Origin of the sequence: Streptomyces antarcticus (assembly GCF_026627255.1) — a bacterium.
In the GTDB taxonomy this organism is placed as follows: Bacteria; Actinomycetota; Actinomycetes; order Streptomycetales; family Streptomycetaceae; genus Streptomyces; species Streptomyces antarcticus.
In genome coordinates, this window is sequence record NZ_JAPNLM010000004.1 from 1 (window position 1) to 24704 (window position 24704).

A 24704-nucleotide genomic window follows, 5' to 3' on the forward strand; every position below is an offset into this window, starting at 1 on the left:
GATCGCCGTCAGACCCTCGCGGATGTCCTCGCCGGCGAGGTTGTCGTCCTTCTCCCGCAGGAACTTCTTCTCCCGCGCGTAACGGTTCACCAGCCCGGTCAGCGCCGCACGGAAACCCTCCTCGTGCATGCCGCCGTCGTGGGTGCGAATGGTGTTGGCGAAGGAGTGGACGCTCTCGCCGAAACCGGTGTTCCACTGCATCGCGATTTCGGCGGACAGGGTTCGTCCGGGGTCGGAGGCGGAGACGGAGATGACGTGGGGGTGCACGGTCCCGGCCTTGCGGGAGTTGAGGTGGGTGACGAAGTCCGCGATGCCTCCCTCGAAGTGGTAGGCCGCCGTACGGACCTGTTGCCGCCGGTCGGCGCCGTTGCCGGCCGGTGCGGTCGGCCCGGCCGGCTCGGCGGCGCCCGGCGCGGCGCGTGCGTCGGTCAGGGAGATCGTCAGGCCCTTGTTGAGGTAGGCGACTTCCCGGAAGCGGCGGGAGAGGGTCTCGAAGGAGTAGTCGACGGTCTCGAAGATGCTGTCGTCGGCCCAGAAGGTGATGGTGGTGCCCGTGGCTGTGGTTGCCTCGTGCCGGGCGAGCGGGGCGGCGGGTGCGCCGGCCTCGAAGTCCTGGCTCCACCGGTAACCGTCCTTGCGGACCTCCGCCGACACCCTGGTGGACAGGGCGTTGACGACGGAGAGGCCCACACCGTGCAGACCGCCGGAGACGGCGTAGCCGCCGCCGCCGAACTTGCCGCCCGCGTGCAGGACGGTGAGGACGACCTCCAGGGCCGGTCTGTCCTCGGAGGCCACGATGTCGACGGGTATGCCGCGGCCGTTGTCGGCGACCCGGACGCCGCCATCGGCGAGGATCGTGACCCCGATGGTGTCGGCCACGCCGGCCAGGGCCTCGTCGACGGAGTTGTCGACTATCTCCTGCACCAGATGGTGCAGGCCGCGTTCGCCCGTCGACCCGATGTACATGCTCGGCCGCTTGCGGACCGCGTCGAGCCCGTCGAGGACGCTGATTTCGCGGGCGCCGTAGGCGGGCTCGGGGGGATTGCCGGGATCGGTCACGGAGTGCTCCTTCGGGCACAGCACGAACCGCGCTCCCGCAGGCGGGCGGGAGCGGTCCGTGGGGTGGGATGCGGCTGGACGCGCGGCGGACGGCCGGACGCGGTCGTGAACGGATGCCCGGCTCCGGGGCCGACATCCGGACCGCCATTCTATTCAACGCGAGGCGTGTGTAGGTGAGTTGCAGGGTCAACGGCAGGCCTGGACGCCCCTGTGGTGCGACGTGAAACCATCGCCCTATCCCCCCTGAGCGAATCGGGTCTACGTGCCCCAGTGGGCGCCGTGCGGCCTTGCCGGGGTCCCTGGTGGATGGGGTGGCGCGGGTATTTCGGCGGCAGGCGACGCGATCCTCTACCGGACCGGCGACCGGCTGCTGCTCGTCCTCGTCGTGTCCGTCGCCGTGGCCGCGGGCGCTCCACCTCCGCCGCCGGGAGCTCCCGCACCGCACCCTGATGGCCGCGGACGCCGTCGGGCTCGCCGTGGTCACCGTGACAGGGGTCTGCACCTGCCCCGTCTGCGGCGCGGCACCGCCGGATCCCTATGCTCGCGGCATGACGGCCGCCATCACCGCGCTCCCCGCCCCCGGCCTGCGCGACCACCGCGACGAACTCGCCGCCCTCCTCGTCGACGTGGTCGCCGGCGGGTCCTCGCTCGGCTTCCTCGCCGGCCTCGACCACGCGGGAGCCGCCGCCTGGTGGGACTCCCTGCTGCCCGCCGTCGAGGACGGCTCGCTCGCGCTCTGGGTCTCCCGCGCGGACGACGGCCGCCTCGACGGCACCGTCAGCTGGTACCGGGAGTCCAAGCCCAACGGCCGCCACCGGGCCGAGCTGCGCAAGCTGATGGTCCACCCGGCGGCCCGCGGCCGCGGCACCGCCCGCGCGCTGCTCGCCGAGGCCGAGGCGGCCGCCGCCCGCGCCGGGGTGCTGCTGCTGTTCCTGGACACCGAGACGGGCAGCGCCGCCGAGCGCGTCTACCGCTCCGCCGGCTGGACCGAGGCCGGCACGATCCCGGACTACGCCACCGGCCCGGACGGCCGCCTGCACCCCACCACCCTCTACTACAAGAGGCCGCGGGGCGCCGCAGGGTGACCTCGCCCGCCGCGCCGCGTTAGACCCATCGGCGCCGGCCACCGAGCGAGGGAGACCGTATGTCCGCAGCATCCGCCGCCGTACCAGTGACCCGCCGCGCGGTCCTGCGCACGGCCTTCACCGCTGCCGTGCTCGCCGGGACGGCCGCGGCCCTGGGGCCCGTACTGCGCTCCCGGCGGCCCCGCCAGACACTCACCCCGGCGCCGCTCGCCGAGGAGACGTACCGCGGCCGGCACATCGCCGTGGACCGGGCCGGGGTCCGCATCGACGGGCGTCCGCTGCACGTGATGCGCCGCGCGGACGGCAGCTACCTCAGCGGCGTCAACCACTTCCAGTCCTATCCGACGCGCCTGGAACTGGCCCGCGCCGCCGTCGACGAACTGGGCTCCGCCCAGCTGGCGCTGGCGTCCGCCCCGCACCACGGCTGAGGCGAGGAGTCCCGACGTGTACACCCGGCAGAACCAGAAGGACCTGACCAGCGCGCAGAAGAAGCGGTTCACGGCGGCCGTGCTGGAGCTGAAGCGCGACGGCACCTATGACGCCTTCGTGCGCACCCACGACAAGTTCTTCGTTCCCGACCGGGACCGGAAACTGCGCGTCGGGCACATGTCCCCGTCGTTCTTCCCCTGGCACCGGCGCTACCTGCTGGAGTTCGAGAAGCAACTGCGGGCCGTCGACCCCGGCGTCTCGATCCCGTACTGGGACTGGACCACCGACACCAGCCCCGTCTCCTCGCTCTGGGCCGACGACTTCCTCGGCGGAACCGGCCGGACCGCCGACCGGCAGGTGATGACCGGTCCGTTCGCCTACGACAAAGGCAACTGGACGGTGACCGTGGGCATCACGGAGTCCCGCTTCCTCACCCGCAACCTGGGCCGCCCGCAGAACCCGATCGCCCTGCCCACGCCGGCCGAACTCCAGTGGGCCGTCGACGACCCGGTCTACGACGTCGCGCCGTGGGACTCCACGGCCACGGGAGGCGGATTCCGCAACAAGCTGGAGGGCTGGGCCGCGCCCAGGAGCGAGCGGTGGCGCAACCACAACAAGGTCCACCAGTGGATCGGCGGGCACATGACGGGCGGTACGGCGCCCAACGACCCCGCCTTCTGGCTGCACCACGCCTTCGTGGACCTGATCTGGGACCGCTGGCAGCGCAAGCACCCCCGATCCGGATACCTCCCGGCCGTGCCCCCCTCCCTCGGCGACCCGCAGCGCGGCCGGGTGATCGCGCTCGACGAGCCGATGCCCCCGTGGGACGTCACCCCCCGCGAGCTGCTCGGCCACGACGGCCTCTACCGCTACGCGTGAGAGGAAGACAGCAAGGGAAGGGCCCCCGCCACACGGCGGGGGCCCTTCGTCGATCAGTCGATCCGACGATCGGTGAGCGGTGTTCAGCCGCCGTAGCCCTCGGTGTGGTGCTCGGTGTGCTTCTCGCCACCGCCCGACTGGTTGACGCAGGTGTTGCCGAACGCCGGGTTGAGCAGGGCGATCACGTTCACGGTGTTGCCGCAGACGTTGACCGGGACGTGCACCGGGACCTGGAGCAGGTTGCCCGAGAGGACACCGGGGGAGCCGACCGCCGCACCGTGCGCTCCGGCGTCGGCGACTGCCAGACCCGCGCCGGCGGCCATGGCGCTACCGGCGACAGCGGTGATGGCGACTGCCTTCGCGATACGCGACATCAAGATCTCCTCGTGAGAAATGTGGGGCACCGCAGAATCTGCGGCGTTTGACATGGCATACAACGCAGGGATGGCCAAGGGGTCACGGTTCCTGCGCCTACCCGGTGACGGAGAAGCGGACGGACGCGAAGTACGGCCGCACCTGTGTGACGGCCCCGGGGCGCAGGACCTCCACGACCCGGCCCGCACAGCCCGGCTCCCGGTAGAGGGTCGCCGTACCCCGCGTGTGGTTCGTGACGGCCCGGGCGCCGCCGCCCTCCGCCTCGACGCAGCCCTTCGGCGCGGTCAGCCCGTGCACCCGGTCGTCTTGGCCGAGGTACTGGAAGTCCGGCCCGGCGGCGGCCCGGGCCGGGCCGCCGGCCAGCGCGGCGGCCGCCAGCAGCAGGACGGGCACCGCCCCGGCGCGGACGGGGCCGCGCGCGGTGGGGTGGATTCGCAGGAGTCGTACGAGGGGTCGCACGAGAGGTCGCATGAGGGATCGCATGAGGGATCGCATGCCGGACCAACCGGGGCGCGCCCGGACACGGTCACGCCTTGTCACCTGTGGTACGGCTGTGCGAACGTGCGCGGACCACACCTGTGCGGAGCGACCGATTCCAGGAGGACGAGATGGGCGCAGCGGGCGGCGCGGACACCGGACCCGGCGGCGACGGACCCGGCGGCGACGGATCCCGCGGCGGCGGGTCCCGGCCCCGGGTCAGGACCCGGTACGGCCTCGTGGAGGGGCGGACCGGCGCCGCGGGGACCGCCGTGTTCCGGGGGATCCCGTACGCCGCGCCGCCCGTCGGAGCGCTCCGCTTCGCGGCGCCCGCGCCCCCGGCCCCCTGGGACGGCGTACGCGACGCGGGCGCCTTCGGCCCCACCGCGCCCAAGGTGCCCTACCCGGACACCTTCGCCGCGTTGCTGCCCGACCCGGAGATCCCCGGGGACGACTGCCTCGGCGTCAACGTGTGGACCCCCGATCCGGCGCCGGTCGCCCGGCTGCCCGTCATGGTGTGGATCCACGGCGGGGCGCACACCCGCGGCTCCTCCGCCGTCCCGGTCTACGACGGCTCGGCCTTCGCCCGCGACGGGGTCGTGCTGGTCTCCTTCAACTTCCGTCTCGGCGTGCTCGGTTACGGGCTCTTCCCGGACGCCCCCGCCAACCGCGGCCTGCTCGACCAGATCGCCGCCCTGGAATGGGTCCGGGACAACATCGCGGCCTTCGGCGGCGATCCCGGCCGCGTCACCGTCTTCGGCGAGTCCGCGGGTGCCATCAGCATCGGCGCCCTGCTCGCCGCCCCCCGCGCCGCCGGGCTCTTCGCCCGGGCCGTCCTGCAGAGCGGCGCCCCCGAGGTGCTGCCCCGCGACGGGGTGCGCACCATGGTCCGGCGGATGGCGTCCCTGCTCAAGACGCCGGCCACCGCCGTGGCGTTCGCCGCCACCCCCCTCCCGGCCCTGCTCGCCGCGCAGGGCGCCGTGCTGCGCCGGTCCGGGCCGCTGCTGGGCGGACCGGCCTTCGGCCTGGTCGCGGACCCGGACACGCTGCCGCAGGACCCCCTCGACGCCCTGACCGGCCGGGGCGCCTCCGGGGACGTGCCCCTGCTGGCGGGCTGGACCCGGGAGGAGTACCGGCTCTGGCTGGCCCCCACGGGAGGGATGCGGCTTCTCGACCGGATGGGTCCGGCCGCCGTGGAGCTGGCGCGCCTGCGCGCCGGCCAGGACCGGGCCGCCGTACGGCGGTTGCGCGCCGTCCTGCCCGGTGCGAGCCCGGCCGAGCTCGCCGGGCAGCTGCTCACCGACCGGCTGCTGCGCGACCCGCTGCGGCGGCTCGCGGGTGCGCGGCGGAGCGCGCCGAGCTTCCTGTACGAGTTCGCCTGGCCCTCGGGCGTACCAGGCCTCGGCTCCTGCCACGCGCTGGAGCTGGGCTTCGTGTTCGACACCCTCGACGTGCCGGAGTCCGCCTGGCTGGCCGGCCCGGACGCCCCGCGGGAGCTGGCGCGGGAGATGCACGCGGCCTGGGTGCGCTTCGCGCTCACCGGCGACCCGGGATGGGAGCCGTGGAACGGCAGCGGCCCGCCGAAGGTGTTCGGCGGGCCGGAGCGGGAGCCGGCGTCGGCGGTCGGGGCGCCGCCGCGCGGGACCTGCGGGGCGGACGCTACTCCACCGGTCCTTCCATGACCTTGCTGATCTCCTGGATGGGGCCCTCGCCCATGTTCGGGACGTAGGTCTTGGCGTTGTGCTGGCCGCCCTTGATGACCCTCAGGGTCGTGTGGACCGGCCCCTTGCCGTACGTGGCGATGAACTTCTGCACGTCGGGCAGGGTCTTCTTGTTGTTCTCGCTGTCTCCCACCTGGAAGGCGAGGTAGACATCGGGACCCTTGCTGTCGATGAGCTGCTTCGCCAGCAGTTCCGGGTTGTTGAGAGCGGACAGCGCAAGATCCTTGTAGGCGGACATTTTGGATCCCGCTTGGCGGACAGCTGATCTCCCTGTCGGTACGGCCGTTCGTGTGCTTTCGAACCCAGGTACCGAACTGGTGATCCCTCCGGGGGTTTGCTCGCTGGTGTGAGGACAACGAGCTGGACCGCGCCGGAGGGACCGTGAAGAAGTCTTGCAGGGAGATCATGGAAATCTACGAGGCCCTGGACGCCACCGGGTGTGCGCATTCGGCTGCCCAACTGGCCGGGGTCGACCCGAAGACCGTCCGCAGGTACGCACGGATGAGGGACACCGGTCAGCCATCTGACGCACCGGTGATGCGGCCGAAGCTGATCGACCCGTTCCTTCCCAAGATCGAGGAATGGGTGGAACGTTCGCAAGGCAAGGCCCGCGCGGACAAGCTCCACGAGCGCCTGGTGCTGCTGGGGTTCACCGGCGATGAACGCACCACGCGCCGGGCGGTGGCGGTCGCCAAGGGCCGCTGGGAGGCAGGGCACCGCAGAACGTATCGCCCATGGATCACCGAGCCGGGGCTGTGGGTCCAATTCGACTGGGGATGGGGCCCGAAAGTCCCTGGTCCCGGCGGCGGTGCGCCCCGCGTGACACTGCTGTTCTGCGCATGGCTGGCCTGGTCCAGGTTCCGGGTGGTGATCCCGGTCTGGGACCGGACCCTGCCCACGCTGATCTCCTGCGTCGACTCGATGCTGCGGGCGATCGGCGGAGTGCCGACCTATGCGCTGACCGACAACGAGAAGACGGTGACCATCGACAGGGTCGCCGGTGTCGCGGTCCGCCACCCCCAAATCGTGGCCGCGGGACGGCACTACGGCCTTCAAGTACATACGTGTGTGCCGTTCGACCCCGAATCGAAGGGCGGCAGCGAGGCCACGGTCCGCGTCGCGAAGGCCGACCTGGTGCCCACCGACGCCAACCTGCGGCCCGCCTACGACTCGTTCGCCGAACTGCGCGGGGCCTGCGCGATCTTCTGCCAACAGGTCAACAACCGGGTCCACCGTGAGACCGGCCGGGCCCCTTCCACCATGCTCGACATCGAGCGCACCCGCCTGCACGCGCTGCCCGCCGGCCCGCACACCCTCGCACTGGGCGAGTCGAGGCAGGTGCTGCGGGACCAGACGGTGCGCTTCGGGTCGGTGCGCTACTCGACCCCGCCCGGACTGGTCGGCCAGGAAGCGTGGGTGCGCGTCGACGGCGACGAGCTCGTCGTGGTCTGCGACCTGTCCCAGCTCGCCCACCGCCCCGAGTGGATGCAGGGCCCGGCCGGCCTGGCCGAGGTCGCCCGGCACCAGATCGCCCTGCCCGGGCGTCCGGTCATCGACACCGCCCATTACCCCGACCACCCCCAGGAGATGGACGGGTCCCCGCGCCCGCCCAAGGTCAAGCCCGGCAACGACGCCGAGGAAGCCTTCCTGGCACTGGGCCCCGGGGCGAAGTCCTGGCTGATCGAGGCCGCCGCGGCCGGAACCACCCGGATCCGGGTCAAGATGGCGGGCGCCGTCGAGCTCGCCGCCCTGGTCGGCACCGCCGAAGTCGACCTCTCACTCGGACTGGCGGCCATCAACCGGCGCTTCGCCGAGGGCGACCTGATGTCCATCGTCCAGCACCGCAAAGAGGCCGCCCGCCCCGCCGACCTGGTCGTCGCCGACGAGGCACACTCCGCGCAGCCCGGCACCGGCGCCTGGTCCGACTTCGGCCGCCCCGCCACCTGATCCCCCGTTCCCGGGCCGCGAAGCGGCCCGGGAACGGACAGTCCCGAACCATCCAGCAAGGAAAGGCAGTTGCCCATGGCCACCACAGCCGTCATCGATCCGCCCGAGCTGATCCCCGCCCCGTCCCCGGTCCCGCCCGCGCCTCTCGCGCCGCCGATCCCGGCCGAGCTGGACGCGGTGCTGCGAAGGATGCGGTTCCCCTACCTCCGCGCGGCGGCCCCCGACGTACTGGCCACCGCCCGGGCCCAACGCTGGGACCCCGCCGAGGTCGTGCGGATCCTGCTGGAGGCCGAGGCCCACGGCCGCAACGAGGCCACCCGCCGCAACCACCACCGCCAGGCCGGCCTGCCCTCCGGCAAGACCTTCGAGTCCTGGAAGGAAGCCGACTCCTCGATCCCGCTGCCCACCCAGCACGCACTGATGACCCTGGAATGGATCGGCCGCGCGGAGAATTTGGCTGTCACCGGGCCGTCGGGGACGGGCAAGAGCCACCTGGCGGAGGCCCTGGCCCACAAGGCCATCGACGCCGGGATGCAGGTCGCCTGGTTCACCCTGGAATCGCTGACCACCCACCTGGGGCGGGCCACCGTCGACAACACCGTCACCAAGGCCATCGCGAAGATCACCCGGTGCGATTTGATCGTCGTCGACGACATCGGCATGCTCCCGTCCGGACAGGCCGCCGCCGAAGCGTTTTACCGTGTCATCGACGCCGCATACGAGCGCCGCTCGGTGATCGTGACCTCGAACCTGCACCCCTCGGGATTCGATTCGATCATGCCCAAAACCCTGGCGACCGCGGCCGTCGACCGGCTCCTGCACCACGCCCACATCATCCTCACCGAGGGCTCCTCGCTTCGGCTCACCCAAGCCACCACAGGCCAGGGTGTCACCCCGTTGGCCTGAGCCCGACCGAGGGACAAATAGTCATACCGGACAGGGAGATCAGCTGTCCGCACACGAGGACCTGAACTGTCCGCTCACCCGGATGTCCCACTGTCCGTGGACAGTTGTTCTCGGCCTTCTCCTTGTCGTGGCCCTTCCACAGCGAGGAGTCCGGGACGACGTCCGGGCCGGAGGCGATCACGGCCTTGAACTTGTCCGGGTGCTTCAGCACGGCCTTCAGACCCGCGAACCCGCCGGTCGAGGAGCCCATGAACGCCCAGCCGTCACGGGACTTGACGGTGCGGAAGTTCGCCTTCATCAGGTCCGGCACGTCCTCGGTGAGCCAGGTGCCCATCTTCGGCTGGCCGGGGATGTCGGAGGCGTCCCAGTAGACGCCCTTGTCGTCCGGGCCGGGGTTGAGCACCGGCATCGCCAGGATGAAGGGCTTGCTCTTGCCCTCCGCGTACCACTTGCCGATGCTGCTCTGGAGGCCCAGGTCGGTGCCCATCCAGTAGTTGCTCGGGTAACCGGCGCCGCCCGGCAGGGCGATCATGACCGGGAAGCCGCTCTTGGCGAACTTGGGGTCGTTGTACTCCTTGGGCGCCCAGACCCAGACCTTGCCCTTGAAGCCCGACTTCTTGCCGTCCAGCGTGGTGACGGCGATGTGCGTCCCGTCGGCCAGGGTCGCCGCGTTCTTGAAGTCGGCGGCCGGGCCCGTGGGCATCAGCATCTTCGAGTTCACCGGCTGCGGCGTCTCCGCGCCCGTCTTGCCGGGGCCGCCCGCGGGCGGACGGCCGAAGGAGACCGCCGCGCCCTTGTCGGTGAACGGGGGTATCTCGTAGTGGTTCATCACGAGCGCCGCGATGCCCGCCAGGGCGAGGACGGACGTGCCGGCGATCACCCAGCGGCGCAGCCGTGACTTCCGGGGGCGCGGGGCCTCCGGCGGCTCCTGCCCGTACGGTTCCCGGCCGTACGGCTCCTGCCCGTAGGGCTGCTGCCCGTACGGTTCCTGGCCGTAGGACGGCTGCCCGTATGGCTGTTGCCCGTACTGCTGTCCGCCGTGGGGCGGCTGTGGCTGCGGCTGCCGCCCTTCCGGCCGGTACGGCTGGTACTGCTGCCCGTCGGGTGCGTACGACATGTGCGGTGGCTCTCCGGCTGGTGCTGCCCCGATGGGGCGGGGTGGTCTGGCGTGGGTTCCTTCCGTTCGAAGGATGTACGAAAGCATGCCAGGGTTCCGCATTTTTCCTTCTCTTGGGGTGCCCTAGGCCAGGACCTTGCCCGGCGCCCGCCGGTCCCCGGAGTTTCCGGTCCTCCGGCCGACCGCCCCTGGCCCCCGCGGGGTCCCCCCGGTACGGTGCGTCCGCACCGGCCGCCGGACCGCCCGGCCGGAGCTCCCGGGCACGCACCCGTACCGAGAGGCCCCCATGACCCTCCAGCGCCGGATGCTGATCCTCGCCGCCGTGCTCGTCCTGCTGGCCGCGGTGGGGGTGGGCGCCGTACTGCGCGCCTCCTCCCGGGCGGACGACAAGGACCGGGCCCGGGACGGCGGCCCCCGCGCCACCCGGGGCGCGGTGTCCCTGGCCCCCGGCGACGGCGGCCGGCGGATCGTGTTCCGCAACATGGCCTGGGGCCCGCACCGCGACGAACTCGCCACCGTCCCGGCCGCCGCGCCCGGGGGCGACCGCACCACCTCCGGGGTGAACTGCCTGCGCTTCCACGCGGCGGCCGGCACCGGGATCTGCCTCCAGGCGGCCGGGGGCGCAGTCCAGGACGGCTACCGGGCCGTCGTCCTCGACGCCCGGCTCGCCGAGGTCGCGGCGTACCCCCTGGCCGGCATACCGACCCGGGCCCGGGTCTCGCCCGGCGGGCACCTCGCCGCGTGGACGGTCTTCGTCGGCGGGGACTCGTACGCCGGCACCGACTTCTCGACGCGGACCTCCGTGGTCGACCTGCGCACCGGCCGCCTCGACGCCTCGCTGGAGGACTTCGCGGTGGTCAGGGACGGCAAGCCGTACCGCAGCGCCGACGTGAACTTCTGGGGGGTCACCTTCACCGCCGACGAACGGACCTTCTACGCGACCCTGGCCACCGGCGGCCGGACCCACCTGGTCCGCGGGGACCTTGCGGCGCGCACGGTGACCACGCTGCGCGAGAACGCCGAGTGCCCGTCGCTGTCACCCGACGGAACCCGGGTGGTGTTCAAGCAGCGGGTGCCCGGGCGGCCCGCCGAGGCACCGTGGCGGCTGTACGCCCTGGACCTGGCCACCGGGACGCAGACCCCGCTCGCCGAGGAGCGCAGCGTCGACGACCAGGTCGTCTGGACGGACGACCGGACCGTCGTCTACTCCCTTCCCGGGGACTTCGGGGCGGACCTGTACGCGGTGCCGGCCGACGGCGGCGGCGCTCCGGCCCCGCTCATGGCGTCGGCCCTCGGCCCGGCCTTCCTCGAGTGATCAGCCGGGGGAGGGGACGCGGACGGGACGGCCCGGCGGGGCCGTTCCGTCCGCGTGCGGGAGGGCGCGGGCCGGTATGGGAGGGCGCGGGCCGGGATGGCTCAGGCCGGGACCAGGGTCTTGCGGCGCCGCTTGCGCCCCGCCGCGGGCGACAGCTTCAGCTCGATGACCGACCGCACGGTCGGCCACTCCTCGTCGAGGATCGAGTAGAAGGCCGTACTGCGGACCGCCCCGTCCAGCCCCCTGGAATGGGCCCGGCGGACCCCCTCGGAGGTGAAGCCGAGCCGTTCCATGGCGGCCCGGGATCGGCCGTTGCGGGCGTCCGCGCGCAGCGAGACGCGCCGGACGCCCCAGGTCTCGAAGGCATGGCGGAGCATGAGGAGCTTCGCCTCGGTGTTGATGCCGGTTCCCTGGGCGCCCGGGGACAGCCAGGTGTTGCCGATCTCGGCGGCATCGGGGATCGCCGTCGCCGGATCGCCGAACGGGACTCCCGGCACGGCGGGCCACACCAGGGGCCCCTGCCAGTAGTCGAGTTCCAGGAACCGGGTCGAACCGACCACCCGTCCGTCGGTGGCTCTGACCACCGCGAACGGGAGCGATCGACCCGCCGCCTGATCGGCGAGGGCACGGTCGATGTACTCGTGGGACGCCTGCAGCCCGTGCGGCACGGGGGTGAAGGCGTAAGTCGTACGATCCTCGGCCCCGGCCACGGCCAAGGCCTCGGTGTGGTGGGGGGCGAGGGGCTCGAGCCGCACGGTGCGGCCGGCGAGGAGTACGGGTACGGGCACGGAGCCTTCGGTCCTTCTGGGCGGTGGGGTGGTTGCACAGTCTGCGTCCCTGACGTCGCCCCCCGTGCAAAACACGAGTGAAAGGCAACGGGCTGTCAGGTGAACGCGAGTGGCTCAATGTAGCCCCTCGAAGTCCTCTCATGAACCCCCGATTCGGCAATGGCGCGCGACTCTTTTTCGACGATCTCGGACCCCGCACCGGGGCGCCCGTTTTCTTGATCCACGGACATCCGCCCCACCGCGCGATGTGGGCCCCCCAGCCGGCCGCACCGACCGCGGCGGGCTATCGGGTCAACGCTCCTGACCTGCGGGGATACGGGGAAAGTCCGGTGATCCCCGGCAAGGCCCCGCGCGCCGGTCCCGCAGACGACCTGGCTGCTCTGCCCGCCGGTCCGAAAATCGAACGAGTGATCGTCGGCGGTGTGTCCATGGGGGGCGGACAGCGATGGAGAAACGACTGCGCCACCCGTGTCCGGTGAGCGCCCTCGTCCTGTCCGACACGACGACACCACGGAGGGCGGGCGCGGGCTCGACCTGTCCGACTTCGAGGTGGCGGCGTACTCCCCGGTGAGCTGAGCCCGGCCGGCGCCTGAGACCATCGGGGGATGGACTGCGTGAGGGATCCGGGCGCCGGGCGCGCAGCCGCGGCCGTACCGGGAGCCTGACCTTGGACGAAGCACTGCGTCGGCTGGCCGCCGTCGGCCCCTTCTTCGCCGTTCCGTTCGGGAAGGAACCGCCCGGCCCCGGTTTCCGGCCGCTGACCGAGCTGTACGGGGAGCACCTGGGACCGTACGTGGCCGAGGTGGGCCGGCGGATCGGCACCGGACCGGACCGGGTCGCCGCCTCGACCGCACAGTTCGGCATCGCCTCGCGGCTGTGGTCGCTCGGGCTCGGGTGTCTCGCGCTGGCCGGACGGGTGCCGGACCTGGACCCCGGCCGGGTGTGGTGGAGGCTGCCCCGCGCGGGCTCGCTGGAACTGTGGCTGCCCGAGCCCGGCGGGCTGCCGGCCGAGGCGCTGGCGCTGACCGTCCTGGACAACCTGGACCTGCTCGGCACCCGCCTGCGCGAGCGGTTCGGGGTCTCGCCCAAGGTCCTGCGGGGCAACACCGCGTCGGGACTCGTGGGGGCGCTGCGGGTGCTGACGGACCGGGTCGAGGGGGACGCCGCCGTGGTCGCGGCGGCCGCCCTGCTGGCCGAGGGCGGGCCGCTGGCGGGCACCGGCACCTTCCTCCACGAGCCGGGGATCGGCGTGGCCTTCGTCCGGGGCAGCTGCTGCCTCTACTACAAGGTCCCGGGCGGCGGCTTCTGCGGGGACTGCGTCCTGCGGACCCGGTAGGCCACCCCTCCCGTCGCCCCGCCCCGCGTCGCCGAGTGGACGGGCCGGGCGCGGAGGGGCAGGGCACGGACGGGCGGGGTACGGACGGGGGGCCGTTCGGAGCACCGCGAGGAGTTCTGCCCGGGCCGGCCGCAGCGGATGTACGACCTGCTCCGCTCGCGGCGCGCGTACGTGAAACCGACGCGGGCCACCGGGGCACAGTTGCACTGTTCCCCGATGGCCCGCGGCAGCACTGCGATGTCGTCCTCGACTGGCCGGCCGGCGTGCTGTGACGGCCGTCCCGGTGTCCTGGCCCCGACTAGAAGGTCAGGCTCCAGGAGTCGATCTTGCCGGTGTCGCCTCCGGCGTTGTCGTTCACCCGCAGCTTCCAGGTGCCGTTCGCGACCTCCGAGGAGGCGTTGACGGTGTAGGTCTGATTGATGTTGTCGGTGCTGCCGCCCGAGCGGTTGTGCACCGTGTACACGGTGCCGTCGGGAGCCACGAGGTCGACCTTCAGGTCGCCGATGTACGTGTGCACGACGTTCACACCCACCTTGAGGGTGGCCGGGGCGTTACCCGTCACGCCGGAGGCCGTGACCGGGCTCTCGACCGTGGTGTTGTCGCCGATGGCGAAGTCACCCGTGTTCTCGAAGAACTTGCCGGGGGGCGGGGTGGAGCCGACGGCCTTCAGGGCGTCGGTCTGGCCCTCGCCGAAGAAGCCGTTCTTGGCGGTGGTGCCCTTGCAGCGGCTGTCCGACGGGCAGGCGACGTCGTTGGCCTGGGTGGCCAGCTTGTCGCGCAGCTGCGCCGGGGTGATGCCCGGGTTGGTGCTCGCCAGCAGCGCGGCCACGCCCGCGACGTGCGGGGACGCCATCGAGGTACCGCTCATGCTGCCGTACTTGCCGCCCGGCAGGGTGCTGTAGATGCCGGTGGCGTCGCCGCCGGGGGCCGTGATGTCCACGACGTTCAGGCCGTAGTTGGAGTACGAGGCCTTCGCGGTGGTGCCCATCGCCGAGACCGTGACCACGCCCGGGAGCTCGGTCGGGATGTCCAGGCAGGCGTTGGTGATGGTGCGGGTGACCGGCGTCGAGTCGTTGGGGCTCTCGGTGTCGGTCGTCTTGTTGGCCAGGTCGAGGTTGGAGTTGCCGGCCGCGGCGACCTGGAGCGAGCCCTTGCCCTCGGCGTACTCCTGGGCGCGCTTGACGCCCTCGATGATCGCGGCCTGGTCGGCGTTGTCCGGGCAGTTGAACTGCCACGGGTCGGTGTAGTAGCTGTTGTTCGTGACCTTGAAGCCGTGGTCGCCGGCCCACATGAAGCCGCAGACGGTGTTCTCGGCAAAGAAGAGCGAGGAGCCCGGCTCCGCGATGCGCACCGAGGAGATCTTCACGCCCGGGGCCACGCCGATGACGCCCTTGCCGTTCTTGGCGGCGGCGACCGTACCGGCCACGTGCGTGCCGTGGGTGCCGACGTCCCGCCAGGCTCCGGCGCGGGTGTCCGCCTTGCCGTACGCGCAGGACGCGGAGTCCGCCGCGTTGAAGTTCGGCGCCAGGTCCTGGTGCTGGTCGTCCACACCGGTGTCCAGGATGCCGACCTTGACGGTGGCGGAGCCCGTGGTGACGGCCCAGGCCTGGTCGGCCTTGATCTGGGTCATGTCGGCGCGGACGGGCTCGCCCGAACCGGTCGTGGACTGCGCCGGGTTGGCGGGCAGTGCCGGGTTGTAGGCGTCCGCCGGCACGTCCGACGTACGGGTGGCGCCGACCTGCTGGACCCCGCTGACGCCGCGCAGGGTGGCGGCGAAGGAGGCCGAGGAGGAGTGGGCGACGATGACGCCGATGGCGTCGTAGTTCGCGAAGACCGTGCCGCCGTTGGCGGTGACGGCGGAGCGTACCGCCGAACTGTCACCCGGGGCGGTGATCACGAGGTAGGCGCGGGTGCCGGCGGCCCAGGTCGCACTCTGGGAAGCCGGTGCCGCCGCCTGCGGCGCGGGGGCCGGGGCCGGTGCGCCGGGGGAGACCGGGGCGGTACCGGCGAGAGCGGCGGGGGCCCCGAAGGCCAGTGCGGCGCCGAGGGCGGCGGCCAGCACCAGGGTACGTCGAGGTCTGCTGGATATGTGGGGTATCAAGGCGTCCTCCGAAGACCCGGTGGGTCGCACCTACCGGGCCGTACGAAACGAGTGGTGGACGCAAGATGTCAGACGCATGCCCCGGTGCGGAAGTACCTTTTGCAACACGGGGGTTCGTTTATCGGTGGCGGCTAACCGAGTATGGGTGAGATGTGTGGTCTGTGCCGGGTCCGGCCGGGCTGGGCACCGTGGGGGCGAGCCCGGCCCGGCCTTCCCGCGCGGGCGTTCCGGTCAGGCCGGGACGCCGTCCTTGTCGCCGTACGACTGCACCGGTACGGCATCCTTCCCGGCGCCCTCACCGGTGTCCTTCCCGGTGTCCTTCCCGGCGCCACGGCCCGGGGCGCCGGCCTCGCCGAAGTCGCCGCCGTGCGGGTCGTCGAGCAGGGTGCTCTCGTCGAAAGGCAACCGGCCCGCGAGGACTTCGCCGGCGCGCGTGTGGTCGAACTCCTTCGTCCACGTTCCGATGAGCACCGTCGCCACCGCGTTGCCCGCGAAGTTCGTCAGGGCCCGGGCCTCGCTCATGAACCGGTCGATGCCGACGATCAGCCCGACCCCGTCCACCAGTTCCGGCCGGTGCGACTGGAGGCCGCCGGCGAGGGTGGCCAGCCCGGCGCCGGTCACCCCGGCCGCCCCCTTGGAGGCGATGATCATGAACAGCAGCAGGGAGATCTGCTCGCCGAGGGCGAGGGGCTTGCCCATGGCCTCCGCGACGAACAGGGAGGACATCGTGAGGTAGATCGCGGTCCCGTCCAGGTTGAAGGAGTACCCGGTCGGCACCGTGATCCCGGTGACCGGGCGCGACACCCCCAGGTGCTCCATCTTCGCGATCAGCCGGGGCAGCGCCGACTCCGAGGAGGAGGTCGAGAGGATCAGCAGGAACTCCCGGCCCAGGTAGCGCAGCAGCGCGAACACACTGACCCCGGTGCACACCCGCAGCAGCGTGCCCAGGACGACGAAGACGAAGAGCAGGCAGGTCGTGTAGAAGCCGATCATGATGACGGCCAGCGATTTCAGCGCGTCCATGCCGGTGGCCCCGACCACCGCCGCGATGGCCCCGAAGGCGCCCACCGGGGCGACCCACATGATCATCGCCAGCACCCGGAACACCAGCTTCTGCACGTGTCCGATCCCGCGCAGCACCGGTTCGCCCGCGGCGCCCATGGCCTGGAGCGCGAATCCGGTCAGCAGCGCCACCAGCAGCGTCTGGAGCACCTCGCCGCCGGTGAACGCGGACACCATCGTCGTCGGGATCATCCCGAGCAGGAACTCCGGAGTGCTCTGCGCCCCGCCCGCCTTGGCCTGCGCCTCGCCCGCGCTGCGCGCGGCCTCGGTCAGGTGCAGGCCGCTGCCCGGCTCCAGCAGATTGCCGACCAGCAGGCCGATGGCGAGGGCCACGGTGGACATCACCATGAAGTAGCCGAGGGCGAGCCCGCCCACCGCCCCGACCTTGGCGGCCTTGCGGACCGATCCGATGCCCAGCACGATCGTGCAGAAGATCACCGGCGAGATCATCATCTTGATGAGGTTGACGAAGCCGGTGCCCAGCGGCTTGAGCTCCACGGCCACACCGGGTGCGGCGAAGCCGACGGCGATGCCGAGCAGTACCGCGGCGATCACCGCGATGTAGAGATAGTGCGTTCTGTCGCGCCTGGCGGCCACGATGCCTCCTGGTGGTGATTACGTCCCGGGAGGACCATCGCGCGCCGCTGTGACCCCGGTCACCCTTGCGTTCATTGAGTTCACGGCCGGGTGCACACTGAGCGTCATGTTCCGTTTGCCCCGGCCTCCGCGCAGCCTCGCCGGCCAGCTCTTCGCCATGCAGGTGCTGCTGGTCGCCGTGGTCGTCGCCGGCTGCGCCGTCTTCGCGTACGCGACCGCCCGCGGCCAGGCCGAGGAAGCCGCCCGCCGCCAGGCCGGAGCCGTGGCCCACGCGGTCGCGGACTCCCCGTCCGTACGCGAGGCCGTACGGGAGGCCGTACGCGGCGCCGACCCCTCCGCCCGGCTCCAGCCCTACGCGGAGCGGGTCCGGGTCGACTCCGGGGTCGACTTCGTCACGATCATGGCTCCCGACGGCCGGCGCTGGACCCACCCCGACCCGCGCCGGATCGGCGAGCCCTTCCTCGGCAACACCGCCCCCGCCCTGCGCGGCGAGTCCTTCAGCGAGACCTACACGGGCACCCTGGGCCCCTCCATCCGCGTGGTCACCCCGCTCGACGACGACGGCCGGGTCATCGGCATGGTCAGCGCCGGCATCACGGTCCGGGCGATCAGCGACCGGCTCGCCGAGCAGCTCGCCGCCCTCGCCTGGGTCGCCGCCGCCGCGCTCGCCCTCGGCGGCATGGGCACGTACGTGGTCAACGCCCGCCTGCGCCGCCACACCCACGGGATGAACGCGGCCGAGCTGAGCCGGATGTACGACTACCACCAGGCGGCCCTGCACGGGGTCCGCGAGGGGCTGCTCATGCTCGACGGCCAGCGCAGGATCACCCTCATCAACGACGCCGGGCGCGAACTGCTCGGCCTGGGCAGCGGGATCCGCGGGGCGTCCCTCGCCGACCTGGGGCTGCCCGCGCCGCTCACCGGGGCCCTGCTGGCGGACCGGCCGCGGGTGGACGAGGTGCACCTGACCGCCGACCGGGTGCTCGTCGTCAACAGCTCGCCCGTCGCGGGCGGCGGCCGCCGCGGCACCGTGATCACGCTGCGCGACCACACCGAGCTCCAGTCGCTGACCGGCGAGCTGGACCACGAACGCGGCTTCACCCAGGCCCTGCGCTCCCAGGCGCACGAGGCCGCCAACCGGCTGCACACGGTGGTCTCCCTGATCGAACTCGGCCGCGAGCGGGAGGCGGTGGAGTTCGCCACCGCCGAACTGGAGCTGGCGCAGGCGCTCACCGACGAGGTGATCACCGCGGTCGGCGAACCGGTCCTGGTGGCGCTGCTGCTCGGCAAGGCCGCCCAGGCCCACGAACGGGGCGTGGAACTCGTCGTCACCCCGGACAGCCGCAGGCTCGCCGCGGGCGGCGGACTGCCGCCGGCCCGCGACCTCGTCACGGTCCTGGGCAACCTGATCGACAACGCCGTCGACGCCGTCGCGGGCGTACCGGCGGCGCGGATCGCGGTGACGCTGCGTCCGGCGGGCGGCGAACTGCTCCTGCGGGTCGCGGACAACGGCCCCGGGCTCCCGGAGGGGGTGGACGTGTTCCGCCGCGGCTGGTCGGGCAAGGGTGAGGGGCGCGGCCTCGGCCTCGCGCTGGTCCGGCAGGTGGCCGACCGCTACGGCGGCGAGGTCACCGCGGCGCAGGGTCCGGGCGGCGGCGCGGAGTTCACCGTACGCCTGCCGCCGGCGGGTTCGGCGCCGGAGGCCGGGGGCGACCCGGCGGGGGAGCGCCGGGCCGCCGGTCGGGTGCCCGGGCAGACGGTAGTCCGGGTGCCCGAGCAGGCCGCCGGGCCGCTCCGCGAGGCCCCGGGCGCGCGGGTGAGCCGGGCAGCCGGGCGGGATCCCGGCACCGCGGGGACGGAGTCCGGAACCGCGGGGACGGGATCCGGGACCGCGCGGCCGGAGTCCGGGACCGCGCGGTCCGAAGGGGGCCCGGCGTGACGGGCGGGGACGTGCGGGTGCTGGTCGTGGAGGACGACCTGGTGGCCGCCGACGCGCACGCGCTCTACGTAGGCCGGGTGCCCGGGTTCACCGCCGTCGGCGCCGTGCACTCGCTCGCCGAGGCCACCCGGGTCCTGGACCGGACCCGCGTCGACCTGCTCCTGCTCGACCTGACCCTGCCCGACGGGCACGGCCTGCGCTTCGCGCGCGGGCTGCGCGCCGCCGGACACCCCGTCGACGTGATCGTCGTGACCTCCGCACGGGACCTGGCCGTGGTCCGTGAGAGCGTCTCCCTCGGCGTGGTCCAGTACGTGCTCAAGCCCTTCGCCTTCCCGACGCTGCGCGAACGGCTGCTGCGCTACGCCGAGTTCCGCGCAACGGCGGGCGAGGCGGCCGGGCAGGACGACGTGGACCGGGCCATGGCGGCCCTGCGCGCGCCCCGCCCCGCCGAGCTGCCCAAGGGGCTGAGCGCGCCCACCCTGGACCGGGTCGCCGCCCTGCTGCGGGCGGCGCCCGAGGGGCTGACCGCGGCAGGGGCGGCCGAGGCGGCCGGGATCTCCCGGATCACCGCCCGCCGCTACCTGGAGCACCTGGTGGACAGCGGCCGCGCGGACCGCACCCCCCGGTACGGCCAGGTCGGCCGCCCCGAACTGCACTACCGCTGGCTGGCGGCCGCGGCGGGCTCGGTGTCGAACGTGTAGAACTTCCGGTGGTCCAGCAGGTCGGCCGGGGTCACGTCGTTCCACGGCCGCATAGTGTCGCGCAGGTCCACGACGTTCGCCGTGCCGGCCGCGGGCAGGTAGGTGGACTGCGGGTGGCGGGCCTGCCAGTCGGCCCACAGCTTGTCCACGTAGGCGTGGTGCATCCAGAACACCGGGTCGTTCGGCGAGACGCCGGTGCCCATCTGGCCGCCGACCCATACGTGGACCCGGTTGTGCAGGTTGGCGCCGCGCCAGCCCTCCAGGTTGTTGCGGAAGCCGCTCGACGAGCTGTTCCAGGGCGCCGCGTCGTACACCGGCATGGCCAGCACGGCGTCGACCTCGGCCTTGGACGGCAGCTGGGCGACGCCCTCGCCGAGGGCACGGCGCAGGTACGAGCGCCCGTCCACGCGCACGTTCACGTTCCACTTGCCCGTCGCGTACGCGAATGGTCCGTCGAGGACCTGGCCGTCGCGGGCGCGGCCGGTTCCGCCGAGGAAGTCGGCGGCCCAGAGGGAGGAGCGGGAGGTGCGGTCCGCGGTCCAGTCCCAGTACGGGAGCGCCACCGTCGCGTCCACCGCCTGCAGCGCCGCCTCGAACTCGAGAAGAAAGCGGCGGTGCCAGGGAAGGAAGGACGGGGAGCGGTGCCCCACCCGGTCGCCCGCGTCGGTGTCGCTCATGATGAAGCCGTTGTGGGTGGTGACGAACCGGTCGTAGCGGCCGGTCCGCTTCAGCTCCAGCAGGGCGTTGGTGAAGGCGCGCTTCTCCTCGGGCGTGAGCGCGGCCTGGTTCTTGCGCACGGTCATGCCGCGCCTCCCATCGGTGCGAACGGGGCGAGGGTGGCGCCCTGGAGCTCGCGCACGGCGGCGCGGGCCAGCGAGGTCGGATCGGCGAAGGTCTCGTAGTGGTTGATGACGCTGATCCAGGTCCCGTCGGCGTTCCGCATCACGTGCAGTTCGCGGCCGTCTATTCGGACGGTGGGCTGGCCGGGGGAGTGGTGGCCGCCGTGGTGGCCGCCCCCGCCCGGGGTGATCTGGATGCGGCGGCCCTTGTAGACCTCGTCGACCGTGCCCGCGTCGGTGGGTGTGGACGGGGCGGGGGTGGCGCTCGCGCTCGCGCTTGTGGCGGCAGCGGCGAGGCCGAGTGCGGTGAGTACACCGGCAGAGGTTCCCAGAGCCTGCCGGCGGGTGATCGTGTTCATGGAGCGAAGAGGTATCAGTGCAGTGGGCACGCTTGGCCTGTATCCAGACATGTGTGGATACGTTGCCGGTAGAACTAATTGGATGATCTTCCCGTCCGTACCGGCTCCGGCGGCTCGGACGGGAAGATCTACGCGGGTAACACTACTGGACAGTAAGTTCTGCGGCGGTTACGGGACTCTATGGGAGGGGTCACACCGCAGAGTCGGCCGGAAGCCATGCGGCGAAACACCCGCGGGCCCCGCGGGTCATGCGTCGCGGGGTCCGCGGGACGCCGTACGGGCGCGGCGGCCCACCCCGGGGCCTCGCCCGCGTTCCAGCGCGAAGGTCCCCGGGAGGGCTTCAGGGTGGTATGCGCCGCATTCCCTTATAGTCCCGATATGGCTCTCCATGAGACGAAGGACGTACGTGGCCCCGACGCCGATGCGGACGTGTTCACGTCCGCCCTCAGCGGCCAGATCCTCCCGAAGTACCGGATGCCCGACGACCACTCGCCCACCGAGGTCGTCTACGAACTCCTCCACAACGAGCTGCTCCTCGACGGCAACGCCGCCCAGAACCTGGCCACCTTCTGCACCACGTGGTCGGACGACGGCGTGCACCGCCTGATGAACGAATGCCTCGACAAGAACATGATCGACAAGGACGAGTACCCGCAGACCGCCGAGATCGAGTCCCGCTGCGTCAACATGCTGGCCGACCTGTGGAACGCCCCGGCGGGCACCACCGCGGCCGGCTGCTCCACCACCGGCTCCAGTGAGGCCGCCATGCTCGGCGGCCTCGCCCTCAAATGGCGCTGGCGCGAGCGCCGCCGGGCCCAGGGGCTGCCCTCCGACCGGCCGAACCTGGTCTGCGGGCCGGTACAGATCTGCTGGGAGAAGTTCGCCCGGTACTTCGACGTCGAGTTGCGCCAGGTCCCCCTCGAGGAGGGCGCCACCGGCCTGCGGCCGCACCAGCTCGCCGCGCACGTCGACGAGAACACCATCGGCGTCGTCGCCATCCTCGGCGTCACCTACACCTGCGACTACGAGCCGGTCGCCGAGCTCTCCGCCGAACTCGACCGGATCCAGGCCGAGCACGGATGGGACGTTCCGATCCACGTCGACGGTGCCAGCGGCGGCTTCGTCGCGCCGTTCCTCCACCCCGACGTGGTGTGGGACTTCCGGCTGCCGCGCGTCGCCTCCGTGAACACCTCCGGCCACAAGTACGGGCTCGCGCCCCTCGGGGTCGGCTGGATCGTCTGGCGCACCGCGGACCTGCTCCCCGCGGACCTCGTCTTCGATGTCGACTACCTCGGCGGCGACATGCCGACCTTCGCCCTCAACTTCTCCCGCCCCGGCGGCGAGATCATCGCCCAGTACTACCTCTTCCTGCGCCTCGGCCGGGGCGGCTACCGCCGCGTCCAGCAGGCCTGCGCCGAGACCGCCCAGTACCTGGCCGGCGAGGTGGCCGCGATGGGCCCCTTCACCCTCCTGTACGACGGCGAGGGCGCCCTTCCCGCGGTCTCCTACACCCTCACCGACCCGGCCGCGGCCGGGTTCAGCCTCTACGACCTCTCCGACCGGCTGCGGATGCGGGGCTGGCAGGTGCCCTCGTACCCGCTGCCGGCCGACCGCGAGGACACGGTCATCCAGCGCGTCCTCGTCCGGCACGGCGTGACGCGCGACCAGATCGCCCTGCTGGTCGAGGACCTCCGCCGGGCCGTGGAGCACCTGACGGCCTCGCCGCCGCCGGTCCCGGCCACGGTGCCGCGGTCGGGCTTCCACCACTAGGGGGTGCCGTCACACTCGTTCCTGCCGCGCGGCGCCTGGCACGGACGCTCGCCGCGTTGTCGGATCGCCCTCGGCGCCGCCCGGATCGTGGGCCGTCGAGGTCCCGGGGCCGCTCAGCGGGCCCCGAAGTTCTGCGTCCACCAGGGGCCGCCCGCACCCTGGTGGACGCCGACGCCGATGTCCTTGAAGGCGCAGTTGAGGATGTTCGCGCGGTGCCCCGAGCTGTTCATCCAGGACTCCATCACCGACTGCGCCGTCTGCTGGCCCTTGGCGATGTTCTCCCCGTACGTCGACCAGCGGTACCCGGCCGCGGTCGTCCGCTTGCCGGGGTCCGCGCCGTCGGGGCTGGTGTGCGAGAAGAAGTCCCGCTTCGCCATGTCCTCGGAGTGTCCCTGGGCGGCCGCGCGCAGCTGCGCGTCATCCTTCAGCGGACCGCAGCCCGCCGTGGCGCGCTCCTTGTTGACCAGTGCGACGACCTGGCCCGCGACACCCGGCGGAGCCGGTGCGGGCGCCGGGGCCGAGGGCTTCGGAGCGGGGGCGCTGGAGCGGCTCTTCTGCGGCGTCGGGCTCGCGCTCGGGCTCGGGGCGGTGGAGGGCGACGCCGACGCGGAGGCCGACGCCGAGGCGGACGGTGACGGGGAGGGGGACTGTGAGGGCGAGGGGGAGGCCGACGCGCTGGGGAGCGGCGCGCCGGGGTCGGTGGCCGAGAGCGCGGCCAGCGGTGCCGGGGACGTGCTGCCGCCCGCCTCGGGCTTGCCGGAGCCGGGGAGCGTGCCGAGGTACGCCAGCCCGCCGCCCGCGACGCAGGCGGCGATCACGGCGCCGCCGATCACCCGGCGGCGGCTGCGCCGGCGCTTGCGCAGCGCCCCGCGGGAGGCGTGGCCCGCCGCCGCACCCCCCGCGTGCCCGCCGGCACCCGGTACGCCCTGGCCGCCCGAGCGGCGCCGGGCCGCCCGGCCGGGGCCGGACACGGTGGGGGTGAGCTGGCTGGCGGCGTTCGCGAACTCCGCCCCGGAGCCCTGGGCCGAGTCCGTCCCGGAGCCGTGGGTGAAGTCCGCCCCGGAGCCGTCGGCGAAGGCGGCGCCCGCGGGGTCGAAGCCGGCCGCGCCGGCCGTGCGCATCCCTGCCAGCAGGGCCGCCGAGACCGGTACGAGGGACAGTCCGGCCAGCAGGCCCTCCGCCGGAACCAGGCCGCTCCACAAGCCGGAGCATCGTACGCATTCCCGGGCATGACGGGCTATTCGCTTGCGCCACAGCGCGGAGGGCGCGCCGTCCCAGCCCGCGGTCACCTGCCGGAGCCCCTCGCACGGCGGCTGCGCGTCCAGGGCCCGCTCGACCACCCGGGCCGCCTCCAGCTGGGCCTTCATCCGCTGCACCCGCACCCCCGTGTGCTGCGGGGGCAGCTCCAGCGCGGTGGCCACCTCGGCCCGGGTCAGCTCACCGGCGCACTCCAGCCACCACAGTGACAGCAGTGCCCGGTCGTCCGGCTCCAGCCACCGGGTGGCGCGGGCCGTCTCCCGGCGCTGGCCCGCCAGGTTGAGGCGGGCGACGGTCAGGTCCACGAAGTCGGCCCCGGGGTCGGCGACGTCCTCGGTGGCTTCCAGACCGCTCGCGCCGAGACCGTTCTGGCGGGCCTGCCAGAACGCCCGTACACGGTTCATCGCGATGGCGACCAGCCAGGAGCGGAAGCTGTCGTCCGCACGCAGGCCGCCCAGCCCGTCGAGCGCCCGGAGCATCGTGTCCTGCACCACGTCGTCCACGTCGCAGGAGCCGTTCAGGGCCCGCCCGACGATGTTGTAGACGAGCGGCAGGTGGGTGCTGACGAGCTCGTCCTGAGCGCGGGGATCGCCCGCGCGGGCCGCTGCCACCAGCGCTGCCGTGTGCTGAGTACTCATGTGATGT

The 24704-nt window shown here is 72.8% G+C and carries 23 protein-coding genes; 12 read left to right on the top strand and 11 right to left on the bottom strand.

All coding sequences use genetic code 11. From position 1 onward, the window contains the following. Positions 1-1083 (bottom strand): ATP-binding protein (locus OTB16_RS07975; protein ID WP_324290783.1); only part of this gene is annotated, 1083 nt, incomplete at its 3' end. A gap of 524 nt (positions 1084-1607) precedes the next feature. Between OTB16_RS07975 and OTB16_RS07980 the strand changes: the two genes are divergently transcribed. The 3 genes from OTB16_RS07980 to OTB16_RS07990 are packed head-to-tail and all read left to right on the top strand — an operon-like array spanning position 1608 to position 3452. Next, complete coding sequence (locus OTB16_RS07980; protein WP_267719250.1) at positions 1608-2144, top strand: GNAT family N-acetyltransferase; 537 nt, start codon at positions 1608-1610, stop codon at positions 2142-2144. Positions 2145-2203: 59 nt separating this feature from the next. Beyond that, the gene (locus OTB16_RS07985; protein ID WP_267719251.1) at positions 2204-2572 is read left to right on the top strand and encodes a tyrosinase family oxidase copper chaperone; all 369 of its coding nucleotides are present in this window, start codon (positions 2204-2206) and stop codon (positions 2570-2572) included. A gap of 16 nt (positions 2573-2588) precedes the next feature. Beyond that, positions 2589-3452, top strand: a complete 864-nt coding sequence (locus tag OTB16_RS07990) for a tyrosinase family protein (protein ID WP_267719253.1) — start codon at positions 2589-2591, stop codon at positions 3450-3452. Between the two features lie 83 nt (positions 3453-3535). Here OTB16_RS07990 and OTB16_RS07995 read toward each other — a convergent pair whose 3' ends face one another. Together OTB16_RS07995 and OTB16_RS08000 are read right to left on the bottom strand one after the other, a co-directional pair. Beyond that, a complete protein-coding gene (locus tag OTB16_RS07995) occupies positions 3536-3826 on the bottom strand; it encodes a chaplin (RefSeq protein WP_267719254.1) in 291 nt (96 codons plus the stop codon). Positions 3827-3923: 97 nt separating this feature from the next. After that, entirely contained in the window at positions 3924-4298 is a 375-nt protein-coding gene (locus tag OTB16_RS08000) for a hypothetical protein (protein ID WP_267719255.1), read from the bottom strand. A gap of 137 nt (positions 4299-4435) precedes the next feature. On the opposite strand from OTB16_RS08000, the gene OTB16_RS08005 reads away from it, so the two are divergent. Beyond that, positions 4436-5986 (top strand): carboxylesterase/lipase family protein, encoded by a 1551-nt coding sequence (locus tag OTB16_RS08005; protein WP_267719256.1) that lies wholly within the window; start codon positions 4436-4438, stop codon positions 5984-5986. Here OTB16_RS08005 and OTB16_RS08010 read toward each other — a convergent pair. Next, the gene (locus tag OTB16_RS08010; protein WP_267719257.1) at positions 5964-6263 is read right to left on the bottom strand and encodes a hypothetical protein; all 300 of its coding nucleotides are present in this window, start codon (positions 6261-6263) and stop codon (positions 5964-5966) included. The genes OTB16_RS08005 and OTB16_RS08010 overlap by 23 nt on opposite strands. Before the next feature lie 167 nt (positions 6264-6430). Here OTB16_RS08010 and istA point away from each other — a divergent pair, with 167 nt between their 5' ends. Next, on the top strand, positions 6431-7972 hold the full coding sequence (istA, locus tag OTB16_RS08015; protein ID WP_267719258.1) for an IS21 family transposase: 1542 nt from the start codon (positions 6431-6433) through the stop codon (positions 7970-7972). A gap of 75 nt (positions 7973-8047) precedes the next feature. Beyond that, the gene (gene istB, locus OTB16_RS08020) at positions 8048-8878 is read left to right on the top strand and encodes an IS21-like element helper ATPase IstB (RefSeq protein WP_267719259.1); all 831 of its coding nucleotides are present in this window, start codon (positions 8048-8050) and stop codon (positions 8876-8878) included. On the opposite strand, the gene OTB16_RS08025 is transcribed toward istB, so the two are convergent. Then, positions 8862-9995 (bottom strand): alpha/beta hydrolase-fold protein, encoded by a 1134-nt coding sequence (locus OTB16_RS08025; protein ID WP_267719260.1) that lies wholly within the window; start codon positions 9993-9995, stop codon positions 8862-8864. The genes istB and OTB16_RS08025 overlap by 17 nt on opposite strands. Positions 9996-10281: 286 nt before the next feature. Between OTB16_RS08025 and OTB16_RS08030 the strand changes: the two genes are divergently transcribed. After that, positions 10282-11310, top strand: a complete 1029-nt coding sequence (locus OTB16_RS08030) for a TolB family protein (protein WP_267719261.1) — start codon at positions 10282-10284, stop codon at positions 11308-11310. Positions 11311-11411: 101 nt separating this feature from the next. Here OTB16_RS08030 and OTB16_RS08035 read toward each other — a convergent pair whose 3' ends face one another. Beyond that, on the bottom strand, positions 11412-12098 hold the full coding sequence (locus OTB16_RS08035; protein ID WP_267719262.1) for a GNAT family N-acetyltransferase: 687 nt from the start codon (positions 12096-12098) through the stop codon (positions 11412-11414). Between the two features lie 245 nt (positions 12099-12343). On the opposite strand from OTB16_RS08035, the gene OTB16_RS08040 reads away from it, so the two are divergent. Together OTB16_RS08040 and OTB16_RS08045 are read left to right on the top strand one after the other, a co-directional pair. After that, entirely contained in the window at positions 12344-12577 is a 234-nt protein-coding gene (locus OTB16_RS08040; RefSeq protein ID WP_267719618.1) for an alpha/beta fold hydrolase, read from the top strand. A gap of 188 nt (positions 12578-12765) precedes the next feature. Then, positions 12766-13434 (top strand): (2Fe-2S)-binding protein, encoded by a 669-nt coding sequence (locus OTB16_RS08045; RefSeq protein ID WP_267719263.1) that lies wholly within the window; start codon positions 12766-12768, stop codon positions 13432-13434. 298 nt (positions 13435-13732) lie between these two features. Here OTB16_RS08045 and OTB16_RS08050 read toward each other — a convergent pair whose 3' ends face one another. Together OTB16_RS08050 and OTB16_RS08055 are read right to left on the bottom strand one after the other, a co-directional pair. Further along, positions 13733-15496 (bottom strand): S8 family peptidase, encoded by a 1764-nt coding sequence (locus OTB16_RS08050; RefSeq protein ID WP_267719619.1) that lies wholly within the window; start codon positions 15494-15496, stop codon positions 13733-13735. A gap of 270 nt (positions 15497-15766) precedes the next feature. Then, positions 15767-17194, bottom strand: a complete 1428-nt coding sequence (locus OTB16_RS08055; protein WP_267719264.1) for a cation:dicarboxylate symporter family transporter — start codon at positions 17192-17194, stop codon at positions 15767-15769. A gap of 106 nt (positions 17195-17300) precedes the next feature. On the opposite strand from OTB16_RS08055, the gene OTB16_RS08060 reads away from it, so the two are divergent. Next, a complete protein-coding gene (locus tag OTB16_RS08060; protein WP_267719265.1) occupies positions 17301-19133 on the top strand; it encodes a sensor histidine kinase in 1833 nt (610 codons plus the stop codon). Continuing rightward, on the top strand, positions 19130-19834 hold the full coding sequence (locus OTB16_RS08065) for a response regulator (RefSeq protein WP_267719267.1): 705 nt from the start codon (positions 19130-19132) through the stop codon (positions 19832-19834). The genes OTB16_RS08060 and OTB16_RS08065 overlap by 4 nt, the downstream gene beginning before the upstream one ends. On the opposite strand, the gene melC2 is transcribed toward OTB16_RS08065, so the two are convergent. Then, entirely contained in the window at positions 19789-20637 is an 849-nt protein-coding gene (gene melC2 / locus OTB16_RS08070; RefSeq protein ID WP_267719268.1) for a tyrosinase MelC2, read from the bottom strand. The two genes, OTB16_RS08065 and melC2, sit on opposite strands and share 46 nt — an antisense overlap. Then, complete coding sequence (gene melC1 / locus OTB16_RS08075) at positions 20634-21032, bottom strand: apotyrosinase chaperone MelC1 (RefSeq protein WP_267719269.1); 399 nt, start codon at positions 21030-21032, stop codon at positions 20634-20636. The genes melC2 and melC1 overlap by 4 nt, the downstream gene beginning before the upstream one ends. Positions 21033-21410: 378 nt before the next feature. Between melC1 and gad the strand changes: the two genes are divergently transcribed. Further along, a complete protein-coding gene (gene gad, locus OTB16_RS08080) occupies positions 21411-22802 on the top strand; it encodes a glutamate decarboxylase (RefSeq protein WP_267719270.1) in 1392 nt (463 codons plus the stop codon). A 113-nt stretch (positions 22803-22915) separates the two neighbouring features. Here gad and OTB16_RS08085 read toward each other — a convergent pair whose 3' ends face one another. Continuing rightward, positions 22916-24697, bottom strand: a complete 1782-nt coding sequence (locus OTB16_RS08085; protein WP_267719272.1) for a sigma-70 family RNA polymerase sigma factor — start codon at positions 24695-24697, stop codon at positions 22916-22918. Between the last annotated feature and the right edge of the window lie 7 nt (positions 24698-24704).